Annotated in this window: 18 protein-coding genes; 11 read left to right on the top strand and 7 right to left on the bottom strand. The window is 41.3% G+C overall.

The genetic code is table 11. The features are described from left to right. Positions 1 to 114: 114 nt before the first annotated feature. From WH223_RS06540 to WH223_RS06560, 5 genes are all read left to right on the top strand, one after another. Entirely contained in the window at positions 115 to 534 is a 420-nt protein-coding gene (locus WH223_RS06540; protein WP_340046741.1) for an SRPBCC domain-containing protein, read from the top strand. A gap of 20 nt (positions 535 to 554) precedes the next feature. Beyond that, positions 555 to 980, top strand: a complete 426-nt coding sequence (locus WH223_RS06545) for a DUF1801 domain-containing protein (RefSeq protein ID WP_340046742.1) — start codon at positions 555 to 557, stop codon at positions 978 to 980. A 2-nt stretch (positions 981 to 982) separates the two neighbouring features. Next, positions 983 to 1909: a DUF1801 domain-containing protein gene (locus WH223_RS06550; protein ID WP_340046743.1), complete on the top strand. Its 927-nt coding sequence runs from the start codon at positions 983 to 985 to the stop codon at positions 1907 to 1909. Positions 1910 to 1948: 39 nt separating this feature from the next. After that, a complete protein-coding gene (locus WH223_RS06555; RefSeq protein ID WP_340046744.1) occupies positions 1949 to 3055 on the top strand; it encodes an agmatinase family protein in 1107 nt (368 codons plus the stop codon). 492 nt (positions 3056 to 3547) lie between these two features. Further along, a complete protein-coding gene (locus tag WH223_RS06560; RefSeq protein WP_340046745.1) occupies positions 3548 to 3994 on the top strand; it encodes a MauE/DoxX family redox-associated membrane protein in 447 nt (148 codons plus the stop codon). Positions 3995 to 4049: 55 nt separating this feature from the next. Here WH223_RS06560 and WH223_RS06565 read toward each other — a convergent pair whose 3' ends face one another. Then, positions 4050 to 4715, bottom strand: a complete 666-nt coding sequence (locus WH223_RS06565; RefSeq protein WP_340046746.1) for a tetratricopeptide repeat protein — start codon at positions 4713 to 4715, stop codon at positions 4050 to 4052. A 316-nt stretch (positions 4716 to 5031) separates the two neighbouring features. On the opposite strand from WH223_RS06565, the gene lon reads away from it, so the two are divergent. Then, positions 5032 to 7500 (top strand): endopeptidase La, encoded by a 2469-nt coding sequence (gene lon / locus WH223_RS06570; protein WP_340046747.1) that lies wholly within the window; start codon positions 5032 to 5034, stop codon positions 7498 to 7500. A 143-nt stretch (positions 7501 to 7643) separates the two neighbouring features. Here lon and WH223_RS06575 read toward each other — a convergent pair whose 3' ends face one another. After that, the gene (locus WH223_RS06575; RefSeq protein WP_340046748.1) at positions 7644 to 8726 is read right to left on the bottom strand and encodes a baeRF3 domain-containing protein; all 1083 of its coding nucleotides are present in this window, start codon (positions 8724 to 8726) and stop codon (positions 7644 to 7646) included. Between the two features lie 221 nt (positions 8727 to 8947). On the opposite strand from WH223_RS06575, the gene WH223_RS06580 reads away from it, so the two are divergent. Together WH223_RS06580 and WH223_RS06585 are read left to right on the top strand one after the other, a co-directional pair. Continuing rightward, entirely contained in the window at positions 8948 to 9571 is a 624-nt protein-coding gene (locus WH223_RS06580; protein WP_340046749.1) for a 7-carboxy-7-deazaguanine synthase QueE, read from the top strand. A gap of 59 nt (positions 9572 to 9630) precedes the next feature. Continuing rightward, positions 9631 to 11538, top strand: a complete 1908-nt coding sequence (locus tag WH223_RS06585; protein WP_340046750.1) for an OmpA family protein — start codon at positions 9631 to 9633, stop codon at positions 11536 to 11538. On the opposite strand, the gene WH223_RS06590 is transcribed toward WH223_RS06585, so the two are convergent. Further along, positions 11530 to 12603, bottom strand: a complete 1074-nt coding sequence (locus WH223_RS06590) for a Gfo/Idh/MocA family protein (protein WP_340046751.1) — start codon at positions 12601 to 12603, stop codon at positions 11530 to 11532. The two genes, WH223_RS06585 and WH223_RS06590, sit on opposite strands and share 9 nt — an antisense overlap. A 2-nt stretch (positions 12604 to 12605) precedes the next feature. Next, positions 12606 to 13883: a Gfo/Idh/MocA family protein gene (locus tag WH223_RS06595; RefSeq protein ID WP_340046752.1), complete on the bottom strand. Its 1278-nt coding sequence runs from the start codon at positions 13881 to 13883 to the stop codon at positions 12606 to 12608. Between the two features lie 121 nt (positions 13884 to 14004). Here WH223_RS06595 and WH223_RS06600 point away from each other — a divergent pair, with 121 nt between their 5' ends. Then, entirely contained in the window at positions 14005 to 15270 is a 1266-nt protein-coding gene (locus tag WH223_RS06600) for a DUF819 family protein (protein ID WP_340046753.1), read from the top strand. A gap of 269 nt (positions 15271 to 15539) precedes the next feature. Next, complete coding sequence (locus tag WH223_RS06605; RefSeq protein WP_340046754.1) at positions 15540 to 15980, top strand: acyl-CoA thioesterase; 441 nt, start codon at positions 15540 to 15542, stop codon at positions 15978 to 15980. A 36-nt stretch (positions 15981 to 16016) separates the two neighbouring features. On the opposite strand, the gene WH223_RS06610 is transcribed toward WH223_RS06605, so the two are convergent. From WH223_RS06610 to WH223_RS06620, 3 genes are all read right to left on the bottom strand, one after another. Beyond that, complete coding sequence (locus WH223_RS06610) at positions 16017 to 17537, bottom strand: bifunctional GNAT family N-acetyltransferase/carbon-nitrogen hydrolase family protein (protein WP_340046755.1); 1521 nt, start codon at positions 17535 to 17537, stop codon at positions 16017 to 16019. Positions 17538 to 17730: 193 nt separating this feature from the next. Further along, positions 17731 to 18072 carry a DUF3467 domain-containing protein gene (locus WH223_RS06615; RefSeq protein ID WP_340046756.1) on the bottom strand — a complete coding sequence of 114 codons (342 nt, stop codon included), beginning with the start codon at positions 18070 to 18072 and terminating at the stop codon, positions 17731 to 17733. A 34-nt stretch (positions 18073 to 18106) separates the two neighbouring features. Further along, on the bottom strand, positions 18107 to 19225 hold the full coding sequence (locus tag WH223_RS06620) for a M42 family metallopeptidase (protein ID WP_340046757.1): 1119 nt from the start codon (positions 19223 to 19225) through the stop codon (positions 18107 to 18109). A gap of 185 nt (positions 19226 to 19410) precedes the next feature. Here WH223_RS06620 and lgt point away from each other — a divergent pair, with 185 nt between their 5' ends. Beyond that, positions 19411 to 20235, top strand: coding sequence for a prolipoprotein diacylglyceryl transferase (gene lgt / locus WH223_RS06625; protein ID WP_340046758.1), 825 nt, complete (start codon positions 19411 to 19413; stop codon positions 20233 to 20235). The last annotated feature ends 46 nt before the right edge of the window (positions 20236 to 20281 follow it).

A 20281-nucleotide genomic window follows, 5' to 3' on the forward strand; every position in this document is an offset into this window, starting at 1 on the left:
CTGAAGCCTTTCTACATCCCCCGCAGGGGAAAACAATAAAAAACAACCATGAAAATCGAGAAGCATTAATTTTTTTATTGTATCTTGTTATTCGCAATAACAGCTATAGCGCATATGAAACCTATCCAAATAAGCCAGCGCATTCATGTACGTGTTGAATCGGTATGGAATGCTTACACCTCAGAAGAAGACATTAAACAATGGAACCATGCCAGTGATGATTGGCAGTGCACGTCGGCCAGTAATGATTTACGCATTGGCGGCAAGCTAAAATACCACATGGCGGCAAAAGACGGCAGCTATGCTTTTGATTTTGAAGGCACCTACACGCGTTTAGATCCATTCAAGCAGATTAATTATACGATGCCAAACGGCAGAAAAGTGGAGATTCATTTCAAATCGTTGCCTGATGCTACCGATGTAAGTCTTGTTATAGACCCGGAAGAGGAAAACCCTATAGACACACAAACAGCGGGTTGGGATGCTATTTTAACCAACTTCCGCCTCTACGTCGAAAAAATATACAGCTTGTAGAACATTATTTACACATAGTTTTGGCTACTTTAAAAACGATATACAATGATCATGCTGTTGCCGATTTCATCGCACAGCTTGATGATGCGCAAAAGCGAAGTGACAGTACACATTTGATTACCCTAATGCAGAAAATTACGGGCGTTGAAGCACGTATGTTTGGCAAGGATATCATCGGTTTTGGTGAGTACCACTACGTGTATGCCTCGGGCCATGAAGGGTCGGCACCACTATTAGCATTCTCGCCAAGAAAGGCGGCGCTATCGCTTTATATTTATGCGGGTGCCGAACAGGGGGAACAACTATTGGAAGGCCTAGGCAAGTTCAAGATGGGTAAAGCATGTATTTATGCGAAGAAAATAAGCGACTTAAATGAAGAGGTGCTCCTTAGCCTTATGGCTCACACGGTTGCTTATGTAAGTCAAAAATACCAACGTATTCACTAGCTATGCCTTCGACGTCTCTCAATATCGATGAATACATTGCGCAATGCGCAGAAAGCAGTCAACAAAAATTGCAGGCTTTACGCCAGTTTATTCAGCAGCTAGCCCCCGAAGCGACCGAAACCATCAACTATCAGATGCCTACTTTCCGCCTTAACGGAAACCTTATACATTTTGCGTGCTACGCCAAGCATATTAGTCTTTACCCGGGTGCGGAGGCCATCGCTCATTTTGAAGAGGAACTTAAGGATTACAAAACATCCAAAGGAACCATACATATTTCTTTAGATAGCGAGTTGCCTAAGTCGCTAATTGAAAAAATTATCCTATTTAATGTGGAGCGCTTAAAGGATAAAATTGCCCCAGACTGGAAGAAGCACAATAATCAATGGGATGAGGCCAATGAGCTGATGACGCAGATTATGGAAGAGCTACCGCTGAAAAGGGAGTTTAAATGGGGCGGTGAGGTATACACCTATAAAGGCAAGAATATCGTTTCTTTTTCTGGATTTAAACACCATTTCGCTTTGTGGTTTTTCAATGGAATCTTTTTGGAAGATAAAGAAAAGCTGCTTGTGACGGCCACAGATAAGACCAAAGCGCAGCGCCAATGGAGGTTTTTTAGTAGTTCAGAGATTAACCCTCCTTTGGTTAAGGCCTACGTTCAAGAGGCTATACAAACCGTTATTGATGGCAAATTTTTACAGCCTACTCCACTACCTACGCCTAAAATCGAAGGTTTATTATTAGACGAACTTTCAAAAGACAGGCTGCTGCAGCAATCTTTTGAAGGATTAACGCTCAGCAAGCAGCGCGAATACATTAGCTATATTGCCGAAGCAAAGCAGCAGAAAACAAAAGAAAGTAGGCTGGAAAAATGCATCCCTTTGATTCGTGGCGGCCAAGGTTTATACGATAAGTACAAGAAATAAAAAGTCGAGGAACTAAAGTGTGGCAATCTTATTATCTTTGTGGCAAAGAATAAGGGAACGACACATATGTCTACAAAAGAACAAAAAATAGCAAATTTTGATCCTTCGCAGCCAGGCTTAGCCGATGCGAGCATCTATGGTTTACCGTTTACAGCCGAGGAGAGTGAAATCATTATCATTCCAGTGCCTTGGGAAGTAACCGTTAGTTATGGAGCTGGAGCGGCAGATGGTCCAGAAGCAATTTTGGAAGCTTCTTTTCAAGTGGATCTTTTACACCAAGAATTTCCAGAGCTATGGAAATTAGGTATCTATATGGATGAAGCACCAGCACAATGGCGCGCAAATAGCGACAAGTACAAAGCTTTAGCGCAGCCCATCATTGAGGCTTTAGAAAATGGTGACGACGTTGCGGAAGATGCTACTTTAAGTGCTGACTTGGCGGCTATCAATGCGGCATCAACACAATTGAATGCTGAATTGAAAGAACGTGTATTATACTGGGCAGCGCAAGGTAAAAAAGTGATTTTACTTGGTGGTGACCACTCTACACCGCTAGGCTACTACCAAGCATTAGCAACACAGCATGACAACTTTGGTATTCTTCATTTTGATGCGCACATGGATTTACGCATTGCTTATGAAGGCTTTACCTATTCGCATGCTTCAATTATGTACAATACTATTCAACTTCCAGAAGTAAGCAAATTGGTGCAAGTGGGTATTCGTGATTTCTGCGAGCAAGAAGTGGCTGTTGTAAAATCAAGCGATAAGGTAAAAGTATATACGGATGCTGATTTAAAGAAAAACCAATTTGAAGGGAAAACATGGCAAGAGCAAGTCAATGAAGTTATTGCGCAGCTTCCAGAAAAGGTGGCTATAAGCTTTGACATTGACGCCCTATACCGTTGGTACTGCCCGAACACGGGTACACCAGTACCTGGAGGTCTTTCTTACGAGCAAGTGACCTACCTATTAAACGTGTTGGCAACGAGTGGTAAAACAATCATCGGGGTAGACTTGGTGGAAGTAGCGCCAGGTGAGCATGACGAATGGGATGGTAATGTTGGTGCACGCCTATTGTTCCACTTATGTGGTATTTTTGCTAAAAACAATAAACTTCCTGTAGGCGAACCTATCGTTTTCTAGGAATAAAAATAAGACTTAGGAGGCCTTTACATTAATGTAGAGGCCTTTTTTATGCCATGCTTTATTCCATATAAAGACGCTAACCTAATAACACACCGCAGCATAATTTAGTCTTATTACCTGACTATTTAACCTTATAAAGGTCTTCTCTTGCTCCGCTCCTGCTTAATTTTGACTTAATATGTAATTCAAGGATTAAGTATTTTAATTTCAGCACTAATAATACACGTACACCTGCGTTTTTTGAATGGCGCGCAAATAGGTTATCCCTAATTATATTGTTGAAATCAGACTACTACTCCCCTTAATATAGCGTGATACATGCGTTTTGCAATATTTCCGCATGTATTGGTTAACAGACTGTGGCTTATATATTCAGCCACAGCTTGTTGACCCTTATCCGTTAGCGCATACGACCTTATAAAAGGTATAGTAAAACAATATCAAGTCACCATAAACAAACAAGAAGACCTTAGCATGAGGACGAATACAATGAAAAAACACCTTACATTAAGTACGCTACTCCAAATTATTGCCCTATTTTTTAGCTTTTTTTTCATCTACACCGAACTTCAAAAAGTTATCTGCCCACCTATTTTCCTTAAATCCTTGGCTGCTACAGGCTTATTTAAAGCACAAAACATTTCATGGATAGCCTTGACAAGCATAGGCATAGAGATTATTGTGGCACTGCTACTATTAAGCTTCCGTCGTTATGGATTTCTTGTCGGATCGATTTTACTATTTATTTATACAGGCTATGTTTGGCTTAGCCATACGTTCTACTTTTACGCGGGTTATGCATATGGAAGTCCCTACATCCATTTGTCCTATGAAAAACACATGGCTATTAATATCTTTTTACTGACGGTGCTCGTTGTTGCTACATTGCTAGATTTTCAACAAGTAAAAAGAAAAAGGCCGATAGCCTACTCGTAAAAGCAATAAAAAAGGCTTGCACTTGTGCAAGCCTTTTACTTTTTCCTAGAAGATCTTACTTCAAAGATTCACGGTATACGTTAACCTTCTTAACTTCCGTTTGGATATCCTTACGTGAAGAATCGTACGATAAAACTTTCTCAAAATCTGTTGATGCATTCTTGTATGCTGCTGTTGCCGCTACTTTATCATAGTTTTTTGTTCCAGCTGTACCTACCAAAATACCTAAGTCACGGTAAGCTACACCTCTATTTTGATATAGTTTAGCATCGTTAGGTGTTATACCCAGTGCTTTTGTATAGTCATCGATAACAGTTTTCAATAACTGCTCTTTTGCAACAGTTGATAAACCGCTTGTGTTACTTACAGCTAAGTTATTATTAGCTTTCGCTTTGTAGTATAATGCAGATACATTTTTAGGGTCTAAAGTAATAACCTTTTTAAAACTCTCTACCGCCTTTGGGAAGTCACCATTTTGAAATTGTGAATAGCCTAATAAGTATTGTACATCAGGATCATTTGCTTCCGTCGGTAATGCTTTTTGCAAGTGAGTCACCGCTGATTTAAAATCACCATCCAAAACCGCTTTTTGACCTAAACGTACATTTGGATTATTATGTTGCTCTTGTGCTGATGCCGTCAATGCTAGCACAGCCAGCGCAGCAGAAGCTAGTCCTAGCCTAACTGCTTTCCATGGGTTGTGGACAAAATTACGTTTCATATTACTCTTTTATCTATACTTTTTAATTGTTGTTCTCTTTCCTTCCGGCGCTTCCTAAGAGAGCGCTTCTGCCATCACACAGGGTACATCTAACGTAATCGGCATATAAAAATACGAAGATTTCCGCATTTCAAGCATACATAATGTCATATCCTTATCTTTTTCTCCTGCCTATTTAACCGATAAGGGCTTTAAGATGGCTAAAACCGCTCATTTTCTAAAACTTGGCATCGCTCTTGCAATTATAGGATAAATAATCCATTAAGATAAAAATTATCTAAAAATCTGACATCTTGTCGGGTTAACACATATTTATATGAACAAAAACGACACATTTGATATCAACCAAGTACTTTCTGTCATAAACGAAGACACGGAGTTTTTTCCGTTGTTAAGTTCGCAAGATGAAGAAGAAATGAGCAAGGCTGATATCCCCGAAATATTGCCCATTTTACCTTTACGTAATACTGTTCTTTTCCCTGGTGTCGTGATTCCTATTACTGTAGGTCGTGATAAATCTATCAAACTCGTTAAAGAAGCCTACAAAGGCGATAAAACGATTGGTGTTGTTGCCCAAAAGGACATGAACATCGAAGAGCCTACATTAGAGCAGCTCAATAAAATCGGTACCGTAGCACATATCATCAAGGTTTTACAAATGCCTGATGGCAATACTACGGTTATCATCCAAGGTAAACAACGTTTCAAAATCATTGAAATGGAGTCTACGACCCCTTATTTAAAGGCAAAAGTAGAGCGTGTTCCTGAGGATAAGCCTAAAGTTTCCAGCAAAGAATTTAAAGCGTTAATATCTTCTATTCGTGAGTTGGCACTTCAAATTATTCAGCTTTCGCCAAACTTACCGAGCGAGGCTGGCTTGGCCATCAAAAATATTGAGAGCCCTACCTTCTTGGTAAACTTTATTTCTTCGAATTTATCGCTAGAGACAGAGCAGAAGCAGCTTCTTTTGGAGACTAAGGACTTTGTTAAACGTGCTAAAAACTTATTAGAACACCTGACGACAGAGATCCAAATGTTGGAGCTTAAAAATCAGATTCAGAATAAAGTACGCATCGACTTAGACAAGCAACAGCGTGATTATTTCTTAAACCAGCAGCTTAAAACCATTCAAGAAGAATTGGGAGGCAACACGCCGGACTTGGAAATTCAAGATCTAGAGAAACGCGCCAAAGCAAAAAAATGGTCTAAAGATATCCAGAAGCATTTTGATAAGGAGTTGGAAAAATTGTCGCGTATTAATCCTGCGGCAGCAGATTACTCCGTACAAATCAACTACCTAGAGGTTCTATTAGACTTGCCATGGTCTGAGTATTCGAAAGATAACTTCGACTTAAACCGTGCGGTTAAAGTATTAGATAAAGACCACTACGGTTTAGAAAAGGTAAAACAGCGTATTGTAGAATACTTAGCGGTATTGAAGCTTAAGAACGATATGAAGGCGCCAATCTTATGTTTGGTAGGCCCTCCAGGGGTTGGTAAAACATCCTTAGGAAAATCTATCGCTCGTGCTTTAGGCCGTAAATATACACGTATGGCCTTAGGTGGCGTACGTGACGAGGCGGAAATCCGTGGACACCGTAAAACATATATTGGAGCGATGCCAGGACGTATCATCCAGTCGTTGAAAAAAGCGGGTACTTCAAATCCAGTTTTTGTATTGGATGAGATTGATAAATTAGGTTCTGACTTCAAAGGCGATCCTTCTTCAGCTTTGTTGGAGGTATTAGACCCAGAGCAAAACACCAATTTCCATGACCACTATGTGGAAATGGAATACGACTTGTCGAAAGTTCTGTTTATCGCTACAGCGAACTCTTTAAGTACCATTCAACCGGCTTTATTAGACCGTATGGAAATTATCGAGGTTAACGGCTACACGATTGAGGAGAAAATTGAAATCGCGAAGAAACACTTACTTCCGAAACAACTGGAAGTTCATGGTTTGAATAAGAAAGACGTACAGTTAAGCCCTAAAATCTTCGAAAAAATAATCGAGGAGTATACACGTGAGTCTGGTGTTCGTGGCTTAGAGAAAAAAGTAGGTTCTATCGTACGTGGTGTAGCAACCCGTATTGTTATGGAGAAACCATACAATCCTAAGGTAGACGCACAATTGGCGGAAGAAATTTTAGGAGCTCCTATCTTTGATAAAGACCTATATGAAGACAACGAGATTGCAGGTGTTGTAACTGGATTAGCATGGACTTCGGTTGGTGGTGACATCTTATTCATCGAGTCGAGCATCAGCCCAGGTAAAGGAAAACTAAGCCTAACGGGTAATCTAGGTGATGTGATGAAAGAGTCGGCAGCTATTGCAATGGCTTATCTACGCTCACATGCTGAAGAGTTTGGCATCGACTATAAGGTATTTGACCAATGGGATGTGAATATTCACGTACCTGCGGGTGCAACACCGAAAGATGGTCCTTCTGCAGGTATTACCATGTTGACGGCGCTAACCTCTTTGTTTACCCAACGCAAAGTTAAAGAGAAATTGGCGATGACGGGAGAAATTACCTTACGTGGTCGCGTACTTCCTGTGGGTGGTATCAAAGAGAAAATATTAGCGGCCAAACGTGCTAATATCAAAGAGATTATTTTGAGTAAGGCTAATGAAAAAGATATCCTTGAAATCAAGGAAGATTACATCAAAGATTTACGCTTCCACTACGTGACAAGAATGTCGGAAGTAATTAATCTAGCTTTGTTAGATACGAAAGTTAAAAAAGCAAAAAACTTAACGCCAACAAGCCCTACGGCTTAAGCTCAGCATTAAAGATTTGTAAATGATAAAAGGACTGCCCACAAGGCGGTCCTTTTTATGTAGCATCCTAGGCCTACAATGAAAAGGTTCCTGAAACTTGCGCTCCAGGAACCTACCTCAATGTTAAGTTTATAAACTTATCTTTAATAGCGGACTTGCAAAGCAATCGGACTTAATTCAGCATCACTAATTGTCTTCGCGAAGTAACAGGTTCCACCTTTCGATAACACCTCATAAGCGATAACGCTCGTGATATCATCAATAACGCCGACGCCTTTTCCACTTTCTTCTAATTTCAAATTACGTTCTCCTTCAAAAGAGGCTGGTTGTACAAAATCCTCTTGGATGACTAAGCGAGCTGCTCGACCATCCAAAGCGGCTTGATAAATTTCTTGCAGATCAGTAATCACCTTCCCCTGCCCTACAGACTCGCGCAGTTCGGCAACCACTTGCTCATCTTGATTTTCCTGATGTGCATTTACAAAGGTCCATGCCTGATCAGCCAAATGATGCTCTGCCGAATTGTTGTAGTCTAAAGCCGTATCTCCCCAATAAATCGCAGGGTTATCGGCTACCTCCAGGAGTAACCGGTAATTATCGGCTACAGAAATAACTACCGTTGGTATTTTATCGCGGCTATTATACACGGCATTTAACCCTTTATCTACCCGATTTAAATATTCCCGAAGGAGGTCATCGACATGGCCTGCATCACTAGCACGCGGCTGATTATTGACATAAAAAGGATTTTCACCAAAAGGGAAACCATGTTCTTTAATTTCTTCTATGATGGTTCCATTTTCAGCATCATACAGGTTTACGCCACTTTGCGAAAGTACCATGATACGGTAATGAACCTTGCGGCTGAGCTGTTTTACGAGCGGACGAACGGCAAATGAATTTGAAACATGCACACCTTCCTGATTGGTATCCCAATCGGAACGAAATATTTCATGGGTATCATCGGACAAAAAAATATGTAGACTTTCTTTATTCTCTCGCACATTAATCTGTTCAGGGAGTTTATCTAGCTGTTCTAAAATGGAGGCCGCCTCCCGCTTATCTTTTTTCGCTAAAACACGTTGTTTCGCTTCACTCACATAATTTTTCAAGGCTATTGCATCTTGTTGACTATCGGGGTGTGTACGATGTGTGTTGAATGAAATGGTTACACATAAATCACGACTATCCTTTGCCAGTCTTTCTAAAAGAGGAGATGTTTTCATATACTTCTACTTTGGTTTATTACTTTAAGGAAAAAGTTATCCTGCATAGCTAATCAATAGTGTGCAGTAAACTTTCTATTCGGACTACCAATTATAGAACAATGGCGGGCCGAAAATGTTTTATAAAAAACGTATTCCAATTTATGTTGGCTGCGAGAAATTGTCGTTCCACTGGCGGCTATCTTAATTTTTCGTACCTTTGCACGATTAATAAAATGGTTATGTCAAATCAGGTTCCAGAAGATGGCACGCTACTTCCTTTAATGGAAGAGTTCTACACAATACAGGGAGAAGGATATCACACCGGAAAAGCGGCTTATTTCATCCGTTTAGGCGGTTGCGATGTAGGTTGTCATTGGTGTGACGTGAAAGAAAGCTGGGATGCGGATCTCCATCCGTTAACACCTGCCGACGAAATCATTGAAAACGCAAAAAAACACCCTTCGAAGACCGTTGTTATCACCGGCGGAGAGCCTTTGCTTTACAATTTAGATTATTTGACAAAAGGATTACAAGCAGCCGGCATCAAGACGTTTATGGAAACTTCAGGAGCCTATCCGCTATCGGGCCACTGGGATTGGATCTGTTTGTCGCCTAAAAAGTTTAAAGCTCCATTGCCTGATGTATTGGCTGCTGCGGGCGAACTGAAAGTCATTGTTTTCAACAAAAGTGATTTTGCTTGGGCTGAAGATCATGCACGATTAGTAGGTAAAGACTGTAAGCTATACTTGCAACCAGAATGGTCTAAAGCGGCAGAGATGCTTCCTTTAATCATTCCTTACGTGATGGAAAACCCACGTTGGGAGATTTCATTGCAGACACATAAGTACTTAAACATCCCTTAATTTTTTAGGCCTAAAAGACCAAAAAAAAATCGTATTTTTAAACTCAAAACCAATGGTTTATGGGTCATCTACGCATACTTTTATGGAGCTTGCTATGCAGCATTACGATGCTTTATGCGCAAAAGCCTTCGGCCAATAAAAAGGCACAAGCTGCTTTTCTAGAGGCCGGCAAAGCGCTTCGTCTGAATAACTATGCACAAGCACAAGTGCAGCTGCTCATTGCGGTATCGCAAGACCCTACCTTTGCGACAGCCTACCAACAATTGGGCGATAGCTACCGCAAAACGGAAAACTATGAACAGGCAGTATCTGCCTACCAATCGGTCGTGAGGCTCGACCCACAACTTACTTCCCTCACCTATTTCGGACTGGGCCAATCTTTACTTTTCACAGGACAATACGAAGAGGCGAAGCAGCAATTAGAACACTACAAAAAAATAGCGAAGCTTTCCGACAAGAGCTTGGCTTTGACCGATAAGTACATCAAAGATTGTATTTTCAGCATAGCCAATAGTAGCAGCCCTTCCTTGCTCAGCCTCGTTCCACTGGGTTCCGAAATCAATACCGAGCATGACGAATATTTCCCAAAATTAACGGCTGATAACAAGACTATTATTTTCACGCGTAAAACAGCGAATCAAGAGAATTTTTATGAGAGTCATTTAGAAAACGGAAACTGGTCGGTTGCACAGAAGTTGGAAGGAACGATCAACTCCGAAAATTACAACGAAGGGGCGCACTGTATCTCTCCTGATGGTAAATATTTATTTTTCACGGCCTGCAACTGGCCCGATGGTCTCGGCAGTTGCGATATTTATGTCGCCAAGCGTGAAAATGGTATCTGGGGTAAACCCCACAACTTGGGCGCCCCCATCAACACCAAAGGTTGGGAATCCCAACCCGCTATTTCGGCCGATGGAAAGACCTTATACTTTGTAAGTAACCGTACCGGTAGTATTGGTGGGTACGACATTTATAAAAGTACACTTAAGGCAGACGGTACTTGGAACACGCCACAAAATTTAGGTGCTACTATTAACAGTCCATATGATGAAAGTGCTCCTTATATCCACCCGGACAATAAAACGCTTTATTTTGCCTCTGATGGCTGGCCTGGATTTGGCCGTAAGGACATCTTCCAAAGCACGCTTGGGGAGGATGGAAATTGGAGTATTCCGGTCAACCTAGGGCCTAGCATCAACAACTTCAGGGATCAAGTAGCCCTGCATGTAAGCATGAATGGTAAAATTGGCCACCTCGCGGCACAAGATAGCGCTGGCCAGCAGGATATTTACCGCTTTGAGGTTCCTCAATATCAGCGCCCCGGAGCCATTGCCTATATTAAAGGCGAAGTACGTGATGCGCTTACGAATACACCGTTACGCGCCCTGATTAGCGTGACGAATACAGAAACCAATGAACGTGTATTCGAGGATGATAGCGATATACTTGATGGGCAGTTTCTAGCGACCTTACCATTGGGGCATAACTATGCCGTGCATGTACAAAGTGAAGGCTATCTGTTTGACTCGCGCCAATATGCATTAGATAATCCAGCTTTTGCGAATGAATCTTTCTATGTCCCTATTCGCTTAAGCCCTATAACCGTTGGTTCGAGCAGCCAACTTAGTAACATCTATTTTGATACGAATAGTGCGCATGTACTTCCACAGTCGGAAGCGGATTTAGCAGCATTGACAGCTTTCTTAAAGACCAACGCACAGCTGCAGATTGAGATTGCTGGCCACACGGATAACACAGGTACAGTTCAAGGAAACATTACCCTGTCGGAAGAAAGAGCGAAAGCAGTAAGAAAAAGATTGGTGGAGCGTGGTATCGCGGAGAAACGCCTAATCATTAAAGGCTATGGACAAAGTGTGCCTGTGGCTGACAACGGTACAGAAGCAGGAAGGCGGCTCAATCGTCGAACCACCTTCACCGTTATTGCTCTTCAAGCATCACGTTAGCGTAACGATAGCGCCTGTTTTTACAGACTCATCGCAGGCTAAGGCAATGCGTAGACTATTTAACGCGTCATCCATAGATTTAGACAAGTCGCTATCTTGATGTATCGATTCATAAAAGAAACGCTGCTCGCGATTACATAACTCTTGATGGTCGGGCTCATCATGCAAATCAAACCATTCATCGGCATGTACAAATGCATTATTCGCATCGAGCTCAGCATGATGTAAACGTATAGATTCCGTTTGTGTATGTGCTGCTACAGAGTCTGACTTACCCGCTGCCGACGCCTCTTTGGCAACAATAGACACCGATCCTTTCGGGCCGATGACATCCTTCACAAAGAAAGCGGTCTCACTCATCATTGGTCCCCAGCCTGCCTCATACCAACCGACAGAACCATCGTCAAAGCGAATTTGCAATTGCCCGTAGTTGTAATTATTGGCGGGAACCTCTGGACTTAAGCGTGCGCCAATAGCCGATACTTGCACGGGCTTAGCTTTCGTCATTTGGCACATCACATCGATATAATGAACACCACAATCCACAATAGGGCTAAGGCTAGCCATCAAGTTTTTATGTACGTCCCACATGTATCCATGACTTTGCTGGTTAAGGTTCATTCGAAATACCAAAGGACTACCGAGTGTTTTTCCTAAATCAACAAACTTAATCCATGAAGGATGGTGTCGAAGGATATAGCCTACAACGAGCTTTTTATTCGCTTGTTTGGCGGCATCGATAACACGCTGTGCACCAATAACCGTATCTGCCAAGGGCTTTTCAATGAACACATGGGCGCCATGCTCAAAAGCTTTTATCGCATACGCTTCATGCGTATCGGGATAGGTAGCAATACAAACCGCATCGGGCGCGGTCGCTACGAGTGCCTCTTCATAACCGGAGAACGTAGCATACTGATTCTCAAAACTAGCGTTAAGCCCATCTTTGCTTGCACCGCGCGCTACTAAACCAACAATTTCAAATTGAGCATCCTGATGGTAAGCCTGCGCATGCGATGCTCCCATATTTCCACAGCCTACAACTAAAACACGTATAATACTCATCTTTATACAAATTTAAATGCTCCAGGGCGTGCGATAGGTCTTTCGTCTACGGTCATCTTCCAATCGTAGTCCCCAATAGCAGGACCTAAGCGTTCTTTAGAATGCAATACTTCGTCTAAACTTAGTGTCTTTCCAGAGTAGGCCGATAAACGTCCCCAGATAGCCAGTAAAGTAGAGTTCACCATAAAATCGCCATCATTAATACTACGTCCCTCTTTTACAGCTTTAAATAGTTCATCATGCTGCGTTTGGTACATATTATTCAATTTTTCTTTATTTTTCCATGCTTGGTCACCAAAGATTTCATAACTACTGTTGATCGCTACATTAGCGTAGCCCTTGGTTCCCATCACTTCTACTGTATTGCGCGAGGTCGTACCATTTTGTTGTCTACCAAAATGGAAACAGCGGAAACCATCCGTATACGCATACTCCACGGTGAAATGATCATACACATTACCATAATTATTCCACGGGCGGCTTTGACGGCCACCAGTAGCGGTTACCTTTGTCGGCAGCTCATTTTTCAATAGCCACGACATGTAGTCAATGCTATGAATCGTTTGCTCTACAATCATATCGCCGGAATAACGCTGGAAGTAAAACCAGTTACGCAACTGGAACTCCAAATCGGACCATCCTGGCTGACGATCACGAAAACTCAGCTCTCCGCCATGACGGAAAGTAGATATCCCTTTTACATCACCAATATCTCCCTGATAAATACGCTTCACCAATTCGCGGTTCGGTAGGGAGTAACGGAAACAGAAGCCACTGACAATAGAAATATTCTTTTCTTTAGCCAATTTAACGGCTTGTTCAACTTCATGCAATCCGGGTATATCAATGGCCACCGGTTTTTCACAGAAAACATGCTTGCCCTCTTTCACGGCCAAGGCTAAATGTGATGGTCTAAAGTTTGGTGGTGTACATAACAACACCACATCTACATCCGACTTTATCAGACGTTCATAAGCGTCAAAGCCCAAATAGCTGCTTTGCTCCGTTACCTCGATACGATTTCCATACTTAGCCTTTAATGCCGTCAGCGCATTACCTAAATTATCTGCAAAAACATCAGCCAACGCCACGACACGTACATCGGGATCAGCCTCTAAGGCTTGAAATACGGCGCCTGTACCTCGACCACCGCAGCCCACTAGGCCTACACGAATGGTCTTGTTAGCGACAGTATTCCCTTTCAAAAAAACAGGTGTGCTTACAGCCGTTGTCCCCAAAACGATTCCTGTATTTTTAATAAAATCCCTACGGTTTATCATGATAATAGATTATGTGATTTATAAATTTAGGTTGCACTTCTTTGCAAGAATAACCAAAAAACAGTTGGCAATCCGAAATTAATGTATAATTTCACAGCAATTTAACAATAACCCGAAAATTATGCAAAATGGAATCGAAGATGTTACACCACTAGTAACCAATAATGTGGCTGTATTTGGTCTTTTAATGGCCGTCTTAGGTATTGTTTTTTATGCCTCCACGCTGAAAAACAAGTACATTCAAGGTTTTTTATCGGTTGTTCCTCCTCTATTATTATGCTATTTTATCCCTGGGATATTAAATACCTTTCATGTGTTCGACGGAGAGAACTCGCCGTTAACGAGCATCGGTAGTCGCTATTTCCTGCCTGCCTGTCTAATTTTGTTCACCTTAAACCTAGATTTACGGGAAATGTGGAGCCTGCGCAAACGTGCAGGACTTATGTTTATAACAGGAACAATAGGCATCATGCTGGGTGGCCCTCTTGCTTTGTGGTTGGTCTCTTTAGTTGCGCCACAAGTGCTTGGTGTAGCAGGCCCTGATGAGGTATGGCGTGGCTTAGGAGCGCTAGCGGGTTCATGGATTGGCGGTAGTGCCAATCAAGTTGCGCTAAAAGAAATCCTTCAACCTTCACCAAAGGTATTCTCCGCTATCATTGCTGTTGATGTTTTCGTAGCCTACCTATGGATGGCTCTTTTACTGTATGGTGCTGGACGCTCGAAAAAAATAGATAAATATTTCAAGGCAGACTCGTCGGATGTTGACAGCTTGATGCAGCGTATGGATGCGAAATCGAAAGAAAACAATCGCATGCCAGAAACGAAAGATATCATCTTTATGATCGCACTAGCTTTCGGTGGTACGGCTATTGCCTCTTCCCTTTCGGAACCTATAGCTCAATATTTAGGCAACAATTACCCTACGCTAGAGAAATTCTCCTTAACAAATGCATTCTTCTGGATGATTCTTATTGCCACATTTATTGGTATAGGCCTATCTTTTACCTCAGCAAAGAAACTAGAATATGCTGGTGCCTCAAAAATAGGCTCAGTCCTGCTCTATATGTTGGTGGTAACCATTGGTATGCAGATGGATATTCGTGCTATTTTCGAAAACCCAGTACTTTTTCTTGTAGGCTTTATCTGGATTAGCTTCCATGCGTTATGTCTTTTTATCATGGCAAAAATTATACGTGCTCCATTTTTCTATTTTGCCGTGGGCAGTATGGCTAATGTTGGAGGCGTTGCCTCGGCAACAGTTACGGCAGCGGCATTTCATCCTTCTTTGGTTTCTGTAGGTGTTATATTGGCTGTTTTCGGCTATGCCATAGGCACCTATGCAGGTTGGATAACCGCCATTCTTATGCAGATAATTTCAGGTTTTTAGTAATCACTTTTACATCCCCGAGCATAGCGAGGGAAACAAATAAATGGCTAAGCAGCCTAGATGATAGGCACAAATTATACATGAACACCTACATCTCCTATTCCTCCTAAACGGAGGTATAAACAAAAAACTACCTATTAAATTATATTTTCTCGAGTCAACAATCATTGACTCGAGAAAAATCCCCTTTTCTTCTTTACCTCAAGAAGGCTACTTGTGTCAATTCCGGAAAATGCTTAACTTGTTACTCAGCATTATAATTAAGAGATATGAGCACGATTTTTTATGAAGGACAAGTGTTATGGGCACAGTTAGACCCTAACCGACATGTACGTCACTCCGCTTACGCAGATTTCTGTGCACAGGCACGTAGCAATATGTTAAACCAGTTGGGCTTATCCCTTCAAGAGTTTGCAAAACACCAGATAGGGCCTATTCTTTTCCGTGAAGAACTTGTTTACAAACGTGAAATTGGGTTGGATGAATTTGTTAAGGTAAGCGTGGAACTCGTTAAATTTAATGTCAAGAACTCTCGCTTTTCATTCCGCCACGAAGTTATTAAAGCCGATGGTGTGGTTGCTGCCGTGGTGAATGTAGATGGCGCATGGATGGACCTTAACGCACGTAAGTTGACGCGGATTCCGGAAACTTGGGATGCCTATATCGCCAAAATACCGAAAGCAACAGACTACGAAGAAATTACAACATAAAAAGAGCTGCTAAGCAGCTCTTTTTATGTTCAGCTATTAGTTATTTCCTTTCAGCATCCGTACTTCGTACAAATCCTTACGTCTATCTTTCAATATTTTAACAGTACCATATTCGTGCAAATCGCGAAGTGCGTATAGGTCTAAATCGGCTATTAAAACCATTTCTGCATTCGGCGTAGCCTCCGCCTTTATACCATTGTTAGGAAAAGCGAAGTCGGACGGCGTAAATACGGCGGATTGAGAATATTGTATATCCATGTTATTCACATGCGGCAAGTTGCCCACACAGCCGGCAATAGCGACATAACATTCATTTTCAATGGCTCGTGCTTGCGCACAGGCACGCACGCGTAGGTATCCATTTTGCGTATCGGTCATAAACGGTACAAAAAGAATCTGTAGACCCTGATCAGCCATAATACGTCCTAATTCCGGAAATTCGACATCGTAACAGATCAGCATACCGACTTTACCACAATCGGTATCAAAAACCTGAATATCATTCCCTCCCGCCATACCGTAATACTTCAACTCATTGGGTGTGATATGAATCTTTTTATGTACGTCCAACTTACCACTACGATGACATAAATAAGATGCGTTATACAACTTTTTATACTCTATGATAGGCATGGAACCCGCTATAATATTGACATTATAGGAGATGGCAAGCTCTTGCATTTTACGTACAATATCATCCGTTAAGGAAGCTAACCTTTCCATAGCGTTACGCTCAGGAAGGTCATTGTAAGGGCTCATTAAAGGCGTATTAAAGAATTCTGGAAACAAGATAAAATCTGCACCGTAGTCACTCACGGCATCCACAAAAAACTCTACTTGGTCGTAAAAAGCTTCTACATCTTTGAACAAGCGCATCTGCCACTGTACCAAGCCTAAGCGTACGGCCTGTTTGGAAACCGAGCTAGAGCGTGTATCCGGATCGTAATAGATGTTATCCCAGCGGAGCAAGGTTGCAAACTCGTTTGACTCTTTATCTTCTGGCAGATAATTCTTTAAGATTTTATGCACATGAAAATCATTAGACAGCTGAAAGGTAAGCGTAGGATCGTAAATTTCCTTACGTTTCACTTTCTCAATGTACGTACGCGGCGTCATTTTATCGGCATAATTATGATAATTAGGAATCCTTCCACCCGCGATAATACTATTGAGATTCATTTCTTCACACAGCTCCTTACGGGCATCATACAGACGTCGCCCTAAACGAAGCGACCGATGGGTAGGATGCACAAACACCTCAATACCGTAGAGCAAGTCACCCTCAGGGTCATGAACCGTAAACTTACCATCATCAATAATATCATGATATTTTTTATAAATATTAGTCTTCTTAGAGTCTATAATCAGCGATAAGGCGCAGGCTACAACACGCCCGTTTAGCTCCACACATAACTGGCCTTCGGGAAACATCTCAATAAGATCCTCTATATTCTCACGGGTCCATACTTCGCCAGCTTCATTGCCGTAGGCTTTTTCCATTGATCGCTTTAAATCTTTGTAATCCTCAATCGTCAAGTTTCTTACTTGTATATCCATCTTATATTTTTATTAAAAAACAAATGAAAAGTATATTGGTTTCCATTTACTGAAGAATTGTGCTTCAGCATGGCAAGTATATGCTGAACTGCTTTCGGGCGATTGCAGTCTTGGCGACGCATTGTTCGTTAGAAAATCGTCGTGCATAAAAAAAGGAGCGCTAACCAGCGCTCCCTTAAATTATTATTGGGCCTTATGCCTCTCCTTTGGGTCCACCAAAGTTTAATGGGAATGCAGGGTCATTTGATTTGATTGGCCCTTGTCCTGCTTCGAAGCGGTTTACATTATCTTGTAAAGCTCCTAAAAGTCTTTTTGCATGTTCTGGCGTTAGTACAATTCTCGATTTCACTTTCGCTTTTGGCAAACCTGGCATTACACGAATAAAATCCAATACGAATTCAGAAGATGAATGCGTGATGATGGCTAGGTTACTATAAATCCCCTCTGCAACCTCTTCACTTAATTCAATACTTAGTTCGTTATTATTTTCGGTATTCTCCTCTTTGTTGTTTAAATCCAAAAAATTTACATCCATTTCTATTTCCTTTTATATGTTAATAATTGTTGTCTTATTTTGTAAAACTACGAAAATCTTGCCCATCTTCAATCTTCAGTAGTGCTTCGTAAATTAAACGAATAACGTTGTCGACATCTTCTTTGTGCACCATTTCTACTGTTGTGTGCATATAACGCAAAGGCAAAGAAATTAATGCGGAAGGTACTCCGCCATTTGAATAGGCAAAAGCATCCGTATCAGTTCCGGTATAGCGCGATGATGCTTGACGTTGGAACGGAATGGCATTGGCATCAGCAACCTCAATCAGCAATTTGTTTAAGTTAATCTGTACAGCTGGCGCATAGGATAACACAGGTCCTTTACCACACGCTAAATCTCCTTGCGTAATTTTGTTAATCATCGGTGTCTGCGTGTCATGCGTCACATCAGTGACAATAGCCACATTTGGCTTGATGTAATCAGCAATCATCTCCGCACCGCGCAGACCAATTTCCTCTTGGACAGAGTTTACGATATACAAACCAAAAGGTAGTTTCTTCTTATTCTCATGCAATAAGCGAGCCACCTCAGCAATCATAAAACCACCAGCACGGTTATCTAATGCACGACCTACGTAGTAACGATCATTCAAGATCATAAACTCATCTTCATAAGTAACGACACAGCCTACATGAATTCCCATAGCTTCCACCTCTTCTTGCGACGTAGCACCACAGTCAAGGAATATATTTTTCAAGCTAGGGCTTTCCTCTTTTTCTCCTGAACGGGTATGAATTGCTGGCCATCCGAATACCGCTTTAACCAATCCTTTATCAGTGTGGATGTGTACACGCTTGGATGGTGCTATCTGGTGATCAGAACCACCATTACGGATAACATAAATTAATCCGTCTTTGGTAATATAGTTTACAAACCAAGAAATCTCATCGGCATGCGCTTCAATCACCACTTTATATTTAGCTTTCGGATTGATAATTCCGACTGCTGTTCCGTAATTGTCAATATAGGTATCGTCAACATAAGGTTTCAAGTAGTCTAACCACAAACGCTGACCTTGCCATTCAAAACCTGTTGGTGATGGATTATTAATATACTGTTCAAAAAATTTAACGGATTTTGGAGTCACCACCTCGACATGGTTTTTGTCGTTTTTCGTCTTTTTACTTGCCATAATACTGTCTTATTACTGTGTATAAAGGAGATAAATATTTTTGTACTTCTATCTTTATTTAAGCGTTCCCTACAATATACACCTCTCTTTTCAAATTTAGGAATTTATCACTAATTGCATAAGAAATTTGACGATTCATGGAATTATTCAAGGATAAGCTTATATTTACCGCATAAAATTATACTATGGCATCTATCTTAAATGTTATCCATTGGAATATCGATCCGGTTCTTTTTCAACTGGGATCTTTTGGTTTACGCTACTATGCTTTATGCTTTTTAGCAGCCTTTGTTGTTTCCTATGTGTTGATGCTTCAGATCTTTACTAAAGCAGGCAAAAGCCAAGAGCTATTAGATCGTTTAAGCATTTATATCTTCTTAGGCACCCTGATTGGCGCTCGCTTAGGACACTGCCTTTTCTACGAATTTGATTACTACGCAAGTCATCCTTTAGAAATCATCTTGCCTTTCCGCAAAATTGGCGATAGCTGGGAATTAACAGGCTTTCAAGGTTTAGCAAGCCACGGTGGTGCATTGGGTATCATTACGGCGCTAGCACTATTTGCGCGCAATACAAAAACTAATTTTATATGGCTTGCAGACCGCTTGGTATTGGTTGTTCCGCTAGCTGGTGCTTTTGTACGTTTAGGAAATTTCTTCAATTCGGAAATCGTTGGTCTACCAACAGATAAACCATGGGGTATCGTCTTTGAGAAGCATGATCAACTTCCAAGACATCCGGCACAATTGTATGAAGCAATTGCTTATGTGGCTATCTTCTTTATACTATGGGCTATCTACAAAAAGAATAGTAAACCGAAACCAGGCTACTTATTTGGTATCTTCTTGGTATTACTATTTGGCGCACGTTTCTTCCTAGAATTTTTTAAAGAAAACCAAGAAGCATTCGAAGCAGGTATGCGCTTCAATATGGGACAGTTATTAAGTATCCCTTTCATACTAATCGGCTTATTCTTAATATTTAGAAAGCCCAAAGAGGATAAAAAATAAAACGATAAAAGAACCCATCTACACCAGATGGGTTCTTTGTTTTTGT

The organism is Sphingobacterium sp. MYb382 (genome assembly GCF_037572665.1).
Taxonomy (GTDB): domain Bacteria; phylum Bacteroidota; class Bacteroidia; order Sphingobacteriales; family Sphingobacteriaceae; genus Sphingobacterium.